At 40.9% G+C, this 9,969-nt stretch carries 10 protein-coding genes; 3 read left to right on the plus strand and 7 right to left on the minus strand.

The features are described from left to right. Positions 1-13: 13 nt before the first annotated feature. From pstB to greB, 7 genes are all read right to left on the minus strand, one after another. The gene (gene pstB / locus GWJ01_RS04610; protein ID WP_006534565.1) at positions 14-790 is read right to left on the minus strand and encodes a phosphate ABC transporter ATP-binding protein PstB; all 777 of its coding nucleotides are present in this window, start codon (positions 788-790) and stop codon (positions 14-16) included. Between the two features lie 31 nt (positions 791-821). Beyond that, positions 822-1,724: a phosphate ABC transporter permease PstA gene (gene pstA, locus GWJ01_RS04615; RefSeq protein ID WP_109395054.1), complete on the minus strand. Its 903-nt coding sequence runs from the start codon at positions 1,722-1,724 to the stop codon at positions 822-824. A gap of 1 nt (position 1,725) precedes the next feature. Beyond that, complete coding sequence (pstC, locus tag GWJ01_RS04620) at positions 1,726-2,685, minus strand: phosphate ABC transporter permease PstC (RefSeq protein WP_109395053.1); 960 nt, start codon at positions 2,683-2,685, stop codon at positions 1,726-1,728. 77 nt (positions 2,686-2,762) lie between these two features. Continuing rightward, a complete protein-coding gene (pstS, locus tag GWJ01_RS04625) occupies positions 2,763-3,803 on the minus strand; it encodes a phosphate ABC transporter substrate-binding protein PstS (RefSeq protein WP_109395052.1) in 1,041 nt (346 codons plus the stop codon). A 214-nt stretch (positions 3,804-4,017) separates the two neighbouring features. After that, positions 4,018-5,358 carry a two-component system sensor histidine kinase EnvZ gene (gene envZ / locus GWJ01_RS04630; RefSeq protein WP_109401598.1) on the minus strand — a complete coding sequence of 447 codons (1,341 nt, stop codon included), beginning with the start codon at positions 5,356-5,358 and terminating at the stop codon, positions 4,018-4,020. Next, positions 5,355-6,077, minus strand: coding sequence for an osmolarity response regulator transcription factor OmpR (gene ompR, locus GWJ01_RS04635; protein ID WP_036933800.1), 723 nt, complete (start codon positions 6,075-6,077; stop codon positions 5,355-5,357). Before ompR ends, envZ begins: the two co-directional genes overlap by 4 nt. Positions 6,078-6,227: 150 nt before the next feature. Beyond that, entirely contained in the window at positions 6,228-6,707 is a 480-nt protein-coding gene (greB, locus tag GWJ01_RS04640) for a transcription elongation factor GreB (protein WP_109395050.1), read from the minus strand. 181 nt (positions 6,708-6,888) lie between these two features. On the opposite strand from greB, the gene GWJ01_RS04645 reads away from it, so the two are divergent. The 3 genes from GWJ01_RS04645 (at position 6,889) to tnpA (ending at position 9,929) form a co-directional block, all read left to right on the plus strand. Beyond that, positions 6,889-9,228 carry a Tex family protein gene (locus GWJ01_RS04645; RefSeq protein WP_161710750.1) on the plus strand — a complete coding sequence of 780 codons (2,340 nt, stop codon included), beginning with the start codon at positions 6,889-6,891 and terminating at the stop codon, positions 9,226-9,228. Further along, positions 9,212-9,391 (plus strand): hypothetical protein, encoded by a 180-nt coding sequence (locus tag GWJ01_RS04650; protein ID WP_161710751.1) that lies wholly within the window; start codon positions 9,212-9,214, stop codon positions 9,389-9,391. The genes GWJ01_RS04645 and GWJ01_RS04650 overlap by 17 nt, the downstream gene beginning before the upstream one ends. A gap of 82 nt (positions 9,392-9,473) precedes the next feature. Then, positions 9,474-9,929, plus strand: coding sequence for an IS200/IS605 family transposase (gene tnpA / locus GWJ01_RS04655; RefSeq protein ID WP_161710588.1), 456 nt, complete (start codon positions 9,474-9,476; stop codon positions 9,927-9,929). Positions 9,930-9,969: the final 40 nt, after the last annotated feature.

Raw genomic sequence — 9,969 nt, forward strand, 5'->3', positions numbered from 1 at the left:
TATTGCCTCGTTATCAGCCATAACGCCCAGTGATGTAATCTTCAGTTTGTTTTTTCGCAGGACGCGTAAATAACGTATCCGTATCGCTAAATTCAATTAACTCACCTAAATACATAAATGCAGTGTAATCAGAACAACGTGCTGCTTGTTGCATGTTATGTGTCACGATAACTACGGTATATTCTGATTTGAGTTCGCTGATAAGTTCTTCAATACGACCTGTTGAAATTGGATCAAGTGCCGAACAAGGCTCATCAAGCAATAACACTTCAGGGCGAATAGCGATACCGCGTGCAATACATAAACGCTGTTGCTGACCGCCAGATAGACTATATCCACTTTGATGTAATTTATCTTTGGTTTCGTTCCATAATGCGGCTTTAGTCAAAGCCCACTGCACACGTTCGTCCATATCAGCGCGAGATAACTTTTCGAATAAACGTACACCAAAAGCGATATTGTCATAAATTGACATCGGGAAAGGGGTTGGTTTTTGGAACACCATACCGACTTTGGCACGTAATAGCGCGATATCTTGCTTATCAGTCAAGATATTGTTGCCATCTAACAAAATTTCACCTTCTGCACGTTGTTCGCCATAAAGCTCATACATTTTATTAAAAGTACGCAGTAAGGTGGATTTACCACAGCCAGAAGGTCCGATAAAGGCGGTCACCTTATTTTTGGCAATATCTAAAGAGATATTTTTCAGCGCATGGAATTTACCGTAATAGAAGTTCAAATCACGAACTTGGATTTTATTTCCTGCGTTATCATTAGCCATAATCATTTAACGTTCTCTCTTGCTTAACTTACTGCGGTTAACCGTGCTTGCGTTTAGCAAATAGCACGCGCGCGATAATATTGATAAATAGAACACAGAGGGTGATAAGTAATACGCCAGCCCAGGCAAGCTCTTGCCATTCTGCGAAAGGACTCATGGCGAACTTAAAGATAGTCACTGGTAAGTTAGCTATCGGTTCGTTTAAGTCTGTGCTCCAGAATTGATTTGATAGTGAAGTAAATAACAGTGGTGCTGTTTCACCTGCAATACGTGCAATCGCTAATAAAACACCGGTAATAATGCCTGATACCGAGGCTTTTAAGGTGATTTTAGAGATCATCTTCCACTTTGGTGTACCTAGTGCGTAAGCAGCTTCACGTAAGCTATCAGGTACTAACTTCAACATATTTTCAGTAGTACGAATAACGATAGGAATTTGCAGTAACGCTAATGCGATAATTCCTGCCCATCCTGAAAAATGCTGCATCTGTGCGACAACAATGGTGTAGACAAAGAGCCCGACAACAATGGATGGCGCTGACAGCAATATATCGTTAATAAAACGTGTGGTTTCAGCAAGCCATGAACGACGACCATATTCAGCAAGATAAATCCCTGCAAGAATACCAAGTGGTGTTCCAATCACCGTTGCCCATAAAATCAATAATCCACTACCGACAATGGCGTTAGCTAATCCACCACCTTCCGTATTAGGTGGCGGAGTCATCTCTGTGAAAAGGGCTAATGACATACCATCAAAGCCTTTGGTGAAGGTGGAGAATAAAATCCACGTTAACCAAAAAAGACCAAATGCCATGGTTGAGACAGACAAAAACAGTGCGATACGGTTTTTTTGACGACGCCAAAGTTGGCGTTTATGGCGTACACGCAGTTCGCTTTCGGTTTGAACCTGTAATGAAGAAGAGGATATTTTAGACATATCAGCGCGCCCCTTCATTTTTTGATAAACGTAATGTCATAAACTTAGAAATCGCAAGGACGATAAAGGTGATGACAAACAGGATAAGCCCTAATTCCATTAATGCAGCGGTGTGTAATCCTGTCTCTGCTTCAGCAAATTCGTTCGCTAATGCTGAGGTGATACTGTTACCCGGCATAAACAGCGAGGCGGAGTCTAACTGGTAGGTATTACCGATGATAAAGGTTACTGCCATAGTTTCACCTAAGGCGCGTCCTAATCCCAACATCACACCACCGATAACGCCATTTCGGGTATAAGGTAGAACGATATTCCAAATCACTTCCCATGTTGTACAGCCAATGCCGTAGGCAGACTCTTTCATCATAACAGGCGTTTGTTCAAACACATCACGCATAACAGAAGCGATATAAGGAATAATCATGATAGCGAGGATCACACCCGCCGCTAAGATACCGATACCAAAAGCAGGGCCAGAGAAAAGCTCACCAACGATAGGAATGGAAGAAAGCACATTGCCTACGGGTTCTTGGAAATAGGTTGCAAAAAGCGGCGCGAAGACAAACAGCCCCCACATACCATAAACAATACTAGGAATAGCTGCGAGTAACTCAATAGCAATACCTAACGGGCGTTTTAACCAGTTAGGGGCTAATTCAGTTAAGAAAAGAGCGATACCAAAACTGACAGGAACGGCAATAACCAGCGCGATGATTGACGTTACAATGGTGCCGTAAATAGGCACTAATGCACCGAATTCCTGCGCAGGAGGATCCCATTCTTTTGTCCATAAGAACGAAAAGCCAAATTGTTGAATACTTGGCCATGAAGCGAAAATCAGTGAAACAATGATACCTGTTAAAAGTAAAAGTGTAATCAACGCAGCTGTACGAACCAGTGCGCTGAAAATAACGTCCCCTCGTTTACTAGGGGCCTTTATTACCGTTGTATGCTCGGCCATAAAGCCTCTTTTAATTTATTACCCCCTGTTTAGCAGGGGGTGAACGTTAACTTATCTCTTAATGGTTACCGGTTTTATTAGTAAATCGGTTTACCATTACTGTCTTTAATGCTTGTTTTCCATGCGGCACGAATTTGTTCTACAACTTCGACAGGTAATACGGCGTAATCTAGATTTTTCGCTTCTTGATTACCTTTGTCGTAAGCCCAGTTGAAGAAATTCAGTACTTCTTTACCTTTTTCTGCATTTTGCTGTTTTTGATGCACTAAGATAAAGGTAGTTGAAGTAATCGGCCATGCATTTTCACCTTTCTGGTTAGTTAGGTCTTGTGCAAAGCTTTTGCTCCAATCAATTTTTCTTGCTGCGGCACTAAAGCTATCTGCTGTTGGTGCAATTACTTCGCCGTCAGCGGTGACTAATTTAGTATAAGCAAGGTTGTTTTGTTTCGCATAAGCATATTCAACATAACCAATTGAACCCGGTACACGTTGAACGAATGCAGCGATACCATCATTACCTTTTCCACCTAAGCCTGTCGGCCACTTAACAGTCGAGCCAGCGCCGACTTTATCTTTCCATGCGCTATTTACTTTTGATAAGTAGCTAGTGAAAACGAAAGATGTTCCTGAACCATCAGCACGGCGAATAACCGCGATATTCTGGTCTGGTAATTTTACGCCCGGATTGAGTTTGCTAATGGCAGGATCATTCCATTTTTGGATCTTACCTAGATAGATATTACCGATAGTATCGCCGTCTAAGGTCAGTTCACCTGATTTGATACCAGGAATATTGACTGCCATAACAACGCCACCAATTACGGTAGGAAATTGGAATAAACCATCAGCTTGTAATTTTTCGTCTGTTAATGGTGCATCAGAAGCACCAAAATCAACAGTATTTGCATTGATTTGTTTAACACCACCAGAGGATCCAATGCCTTGGTAGTTAATTTTGTTACCCGTTTCTTTCTGATAGGAATCTGCCCATTTAGCATAAACTGGGGCAGGGAACGTTGCGCCAGCACCAGTCAGCGAGGTCGTTGCCTGTGCAGAAAGAGCGGTCATTGAAAACGCAGCGGCAATGACACTAGTCAGGGTGGTACGCATCAGTTTCATAATCCCTCCTGTGGGATAGGTAGAATAATTTTCGACATCTATCAACTTCGGTTACGGTACGCACAGACAATAGGTCAGTTTGATGACAATTAAATGTCTTAATTGTGACAGTTTTATGACAAAGCAAAAAAATGATGAAATATTTATAGGAGGAGAGAAATTAGAATGGCAATGGCGTAATAAAAAAGCACTTCAATACTTGAAATAGAGAGGATTAATCATCCTCATCTTCACGTTCTTTTAATGGGAAATTCGCTCGAATCAATAATCCACCTTTAATGCTATCATCAAGCTCAACATAACCACCATGAGCATCCATAATACGGCGAATAATGGATAAACCTAAACCCGCACCTGTTGAGCTACGCGCTTGTTCACCTTGAACAAAAGGTTGGAAAAGACGTTGTCTATCTTCTTGTGGGATACCGGGGCCATCATCTTCAACTTGGAACCAAGCATATTCTTCATTTTTTCCACTTGAAACGCTTATCCAGCCATTGCCATAGCGAGTGGCATTCACAACCATATTGGCAAGTGCTCGTTTTACAGCAATGGGGTTAGCTGTGATATTAATGGGCTCAGGATGAAGATGTTCTTCGCTGATTTTTCCCGAATTAGATTCGGCTGAAATGACTTCTTGTAATAAGTTATTCATATTACATAGTTCTAAAGACATCTCTTTACCTGTGCGCATATAGTCTAAGAATTGCCCAATAATGGCATCACAATCTTCAATATCTTTATTGATAGAGTCTGCGAGGTAGCTATCTTCGGGACTCATCATTTCAGTTGCCAGACGAATTCGAGTCAATGGCGTACGCAAATCATGGCTGACACCTGCCATAACGAGTGTTCTATCATTATCTAATGAGCGAATTCCTGATGACATCTGGTTAAAGGCACGAATAATTGAGCGCATTTCAGAAGAGCCAGATTCAGGAATAGGAGGAGGAATAACCCCTTTTCCAATGCGGCGAGCTGCATATTCCACTTCATTTAGTGGGCGATTTTGAAAACGACTATAGAGCCAGAAAAAAGCGACAACGATAATAATAAAAATAATCGCTTGTCGATAAACAGGGAGTAAGAAATTTTGCCCTAACTCAGTCAACGGAACACGTATCCAAAGCGAGGGAGACATATGCGTATTGACCCATAAAACTGGGTATTCCAGTGTATTCTCGATCCAAATTTCGGTTTTTCCCCCCAGATATTCAGCCATCTGCTCACTTAACTCATCATCTATTTTTGCCCAATAAAGCCCTTCTTCAAGTGCTGCTTTTTTATCAAAGAAAGAAATGCCTAATTCGTTATAGATTTTATTGCGTAAAGCAGGGGAAATTTTTAGCGGGGTGCCATCAACGAGGATTAATTCTTCAGGCATCAAAGTGCGTATTTCATACGCTAATACTTTATTAAATTGCTGAAGGCTTGGCCCAACAATAAGGTGCTGTACAACGATATAACTGGCTATCAAGCTAAAAAAAAGTAGCGAGATAACCAGAAATAACGAACGTGTCAGTTTATTGTGAGGGGAAAGCCTCAGCCTTCTCATTGAGCGCTGGTTCCATCAGGAACAAAGACGTAACCAAGACCCCAAACCGTTTGAATGTAACGAGGGTGTGTTGGATCTTCTTCAATCATGCGACGTAAACGAGAGATTTGAACGTCAATTGAACGTTCCATAGCACTGTATTCGCGTCCACGAGCAAGGCTCATTAATTTGTCACGAGAAAGTGGTTCACGAGGGTGCGATACCAGCACTTTCAATACAGCAAATTCACCACTAGTCAGAGGCATATGCTCTTCTTCGTGGAACATTTCGCGTGTACCAAGGTTCAGCTTGAACTTACCAAAAGAGATAATGGCGTTATCTTGTGAAGGTGCGCCCGGTAATTCATTTGCTTGGCGACGAAGAACGGCGCGAATACGTGCCAGTAGTTCTCTTGGGTTAAATGGTTTTGAGATGTAATCATCAGCACCAATTTCAAGCCCAACAATTCTATCAACCTCTTCCCCTTTCGCAGTTACCATAATAATAGGGATAGGGTTATTTTGGCTTCTTAAGCGACGGCAAATAGATAGGCCATCTTCACCTGGAAGCATTAAATCGAGCACAATAAGATGGATAGATTCGCGAGTGAGCAGACGATCCATCTGATCGGCGTTTGCAGCAGTACGGATTTGAAAACCCTGCTCTGTCAAATAGCGCTCTAAGAGTGAACGCAGACGTAAATCATCATCCACGATTAGCACTTTATAACTTTCTTGCATTTTTTTAAGCTCCCGAAGTGCAAATGCTTTTATTAGCGAATTCTATCATCGATAAGAATATTAAACCAAAACCAAAGAATAAATGTTAATAATTTATAGATAAAACTTGTTCATTGACTTTAGGGAAGGACATAAAACTATTTATTTGTCTTATTCCGAATGATATTTGATAGATAATACGCAGTAATTAACTTCACCACCTGGTGTTTGCACACTGATTTCATCATCAACTTGTTTACCAATAAGCGCTCTGGCAACAGGGGAATCAATAGAAATCCACTGTTTTGCTGGATCAAACTCATCGGGACCCACAAGCCTAAAGGTTTTGACGTTTTCGTCATCATCTTCAAGTGTGACCCAAGCACCAAAATAGATTTTTCCTTCTTGGCGAGGATCAGGATCAACGATTTTTAATTCATCAAGGCGTTTTGATAAAAAACGAACACGTCTATCAATTTCACGTAATCGCTTCTTTCCATAAATATATTCAGCATTTTCTGAACGGTCACCTTGTGCTGCTGCTTCTGAAACCGATTGTGTAACACGCGGTCGCTCTTCTTTCCAAAGATATTTTAGCTCTTTGTCTAAGGCATACCAGCCATCACGAGTAATATAGTTACTTTTTGCCATTACGAATAAAAACTATCATCAACATTGAATTTCATAAAGGTACTATAGCGTGAATGTTAAAATAATCTGTTAATTTCCTCATAATTGTCGAGCTAGATGGGAAATTTGCCAAATTTTTTTAGTGCTCTGCGTGTATAATAGCCATCTTTTTTAACTATTCCTCTCGGTAGGTAAATATTTTATGAATGAATCATTAAGCCGAATTATTGCAGATGAGCTCTCGGTTAAGCCCCAGCAAGTCCTTTCGGCCATAACGTTACTGGATGAAGGGAATACGGTGCCATTTATTGCCCGTTATCGTAAAGAGGTCACAGGCGGATTAGACGATACGCAATTACGTCAATTAGAAACTCGCCTCGGTTACCTACGGGAACTCAACGATCGCCGCCAAACAATTTTAAAATCAATTGAAGAACAAGGAAAGCTGACGCCCGAATTGCACTCTTCAATTAATGAAACTCAAAGTAAAACAGAGCTCGAAGATCTCTATCTTCCTTATAAGCCTAAGCGCCGTACTCGTGGTCAGATTGCGATTGAAAATGGATTAGAACCCTTAGCGGATTTACTGTGGAATGAACCACAAAATAATCCAGAAGAAGTGGCAACCGCTTATATCAACACAGAAAAAGGTGTTGTTGATACGAAGGCTGCTTTAGATGGTGCGCGTTACATTTTAATGGAGCGTTTTTCAGAAGATGCTGGATTATTGGCAAAAGTTCGTCAATATTTATGGAGGAATGCGCATCTTGTTGCCAAAGTGATTGAAGGAAAAGAAGCCGAAGGAGCGAAATTTAGTGATTATTTTGATCATCATGAGCCTATCGCGAATGTTCCTTCTCACCGCGCATTAGCTATGTTTCGTGGTCGAAATGAAGGGATCCTTCAATTATCACTCAATCCAGATCCACAATTTGAAGAAGCGCCTAAAGAGAGCTACGGTGAACAACTGGTCACGGAACATTTAGGATTACGTTTAAATAATCAACCTGCTGATAGCTGGCGTAAAGCTGTTGTTAGTTGGACTTGGCGCATTAAAGTTTTAATGCATATTGAAACAGAATTGATGAGCCAATTACGAGAAAAAGCGGAAGAAGAAGCGATTAATGTTTTTGCTCGTAATCTTAATGATCTACTGATGGCGGCTCCTGCTGGTATGCGTGCCACAATGGGGCTTGATCCTGGTTTACGCACCGGTGTTAAAGTTGCGATTGTTGATAGCACTGGTAAATTAATTGCCACAGATACCATTTATCCACATACAGGGCAAGCTGATAAAGCGTCGGCAAGTGTAGCTGCGTTATGTATTAAGCATAATGTTGAACTGGTGGCGATTGGTAATGGTACAGCATCTCGTGAAACAGAGCGCTTTTTCGCTGAAACAGTAAAACGTTACCCAGAAGTTAAAGCGCAGAAAGTGATTGTCAGTGAAGCAGGTGCATCGGTGTATTCAGCATCAGAGCTTGCGGCCAATGAATTCCCTGATTTGGATGTTTCTATCCGTGGTGCGGTTTCTATCGCGCGCCGCTTACAAGATCCGTTGGCTGAACTTGTGAAAATTGATCCTAAATCGATTGGGGTTGGCCAATATCAGCACGATGTTAGTCAAACATTATTAGCGAGAAAACTTGATACAGTCGTTGAAGACTGTGTGAATGGTGTTGGTGTTGATTTAAATACAGCATCAGTGCCGTTATTAACGCGTGTTGCTGGGCTTAGCCAATCTATTGCTCAAAATATTATTAGCTGGCGTGATGAAAACGGTCGTTTTGTTGATAGAAAACAGCTGCTTAAAGTGGCACGCTTAGGGCCGAAAGCCTTTGAGCAATGCGCCGGTTTCTTACGTATTCGTGATGGTAAAAATCCGCTAGATGCCTCAACGGTTCACCCTGAAGCATACCCAGTAGTTGAAAATATCCTGCAATCTACACATCAAAAAATTGATGATTTGATGGGCAATAGCGCCCTAATTTCACAAGTAGATGCTAGAGCATTTATTACAGAGCAATTTGGTTTACCAACAATTAATGACATCTTAAAAGAGTTAGCAAAACCAGGGCGTGACCCTCGTCCAGAGTTTAAAACTGCAACCTTTGCTGAAGGTGTTGAAACAATGAATGATTTAGTCAGTGGCATGATCCTTGAAGGAACTGTGACTAACGTGACTAATTTCGGTGCATTCGTTGATATTGGTGTACATCAAGATGGCTTGGTTCATATCTCTTCTTTAGCCGACCGATTTATTGAAGATCCGCATACTGTGGTGAAAACGGGCGATATTGTTAAAGTTAAAGTTCTAGAGGTTGATTTAGCTCGTAAGCGCATTGCACTGACTATGCGTTTAGATGAAGTCGCAGGTGATAGTGATAAAAAACAATCATCATCAAATAACACGAATTCATCTAGAAACAACAAAGGACAGAAACCAGCTCGTAATAGCCGCCAGCCAATAAATAATGGTAATAATGCGGGAAATAGTGCAATGGGTGACGCTTTAGCTGCGGCATTTGGAAAAAAACGCTAAGAGCGTATTTATTGCTACCGTATTCGTCGGTAAAAAGAGTGAAAATAATGAGCGTGATGTAACCAATATTGGTTATATCACGTTTTTTATTATGGGCTTTAGCCAGTTTAAGTCGCGTCAGCGTCTTAAATATAAAACCACCCGCTATGCGGGTGGGTATTAAAGGTTATACCAAGAAAAACACCTTTCCGTTACGATATAGATGTTCAAGCTAATATTCGTAACTTAAATAAGGAAAGGTGTTTATGGGCATTAAAGCACAAAGCTCAGCACATACAAAGTGGCTGTGTAAATACCATATCGTCTTTTCGCCGAAATATAGACGGAAAGTAATTTTTAATAAAATTCGTTCAAGTATAGGTGAAATCCTTCGAGGCCTTTGTAAATATAAAGGTGTAGAAATAATCGAAGGGCACCTTATGCCAGATCATGTTCATATGTTAGTGAGTATTCCACCGAAGATATGCGTATCAAGCTTCATGGGATATTTGAAAGATAAAAGTTCGTTGATGATCTTTGATAGACATGCCAATCTCAAATATAAATTTGGCAACAGAAAGTTTTGGGCGGAAGGGTTCTATGTCACAACAGTTGGACTCAATGAAGCCACAATTCAAAAGTATATCAGAGAGCAAGAAAAGTCGAATTTAATCTCGGATAAATTGAGCAATAAAGAATATGAAAACCCCTTCAAGGGGTAAGCCAAAGTAGCAAAGACACTGAGCTTGAACGAAGAGAAAG

Source organism: Proteus sp. G2618, from assembly GCF_009915995.1.
GTDB lineage: Bacteria > Pseudomonadota > Gammaproteobacteria > Enterobacterales > Enterobacteriaceae > Proteus > Proteus terrae.

Bases quoted from the DNA above. Each gene is read 5' to 3' on its own strand.
- pstC (WP_109395053.1), bottom strand. From the start codon at position 2,685: ATGGCCGAGCATACAACGGTAATAAAGGCCCCTAGTAAACGAGGGGAC.
- GWJ01_RS04645 (WP_161710750.1), top strand. From the start codon at position 6,889: ATGAATGAATCATTAAGCCGAATTATTGCAGATGAGCTCTCGGTTAAG.
- pstS (WP_109395052.1), bottom strand. From the start codon at position 3,803: ATGAAACTGATGCGTACCACCCTGACTAGTGTCATTGCCGCTGCGTTT.
- greB (WP_109395050.1), bottom strand. From the start codon at position 6,707: ATGGCAAAAAGTAACTATATTACTCGTGATGGCTGGTATGCCTTAGAC.
- pstB (WP_006534565.1), bottom strand. From the start codon at position 790: ATGATTATGGCTAATGATAACGCAGGAAATAAAATCCAAGTTCGTGAT.
- ompR (WP_036933800.1), bottom strand. From the start codon at position 6,077: ATGCAAGAAAGTTATAAAGTGCTAATCGTGGATGATGATTTACGTCTG.
- pstA (WP_109395054.1), bottom strand. From the start codon at position 1,724: ATGTCTAAAATATCCTCTTCTTCATTACAGGTTCAAACCGAAAGCGAA.
- tnpA (WP_161710588.1), top strand. From the start codon at position 9,474: ATGGGCATTAAAGCACAAAGCTCAGCACATACAAAGTGGCTGTGTAAA.
- envZ (WP_109401598.1), bottom strand. From the start codon at position 5,358: ATGAGAAGGCTGAGGCTTTCCCCTCACAATAAACTGACACGTTCGTTA.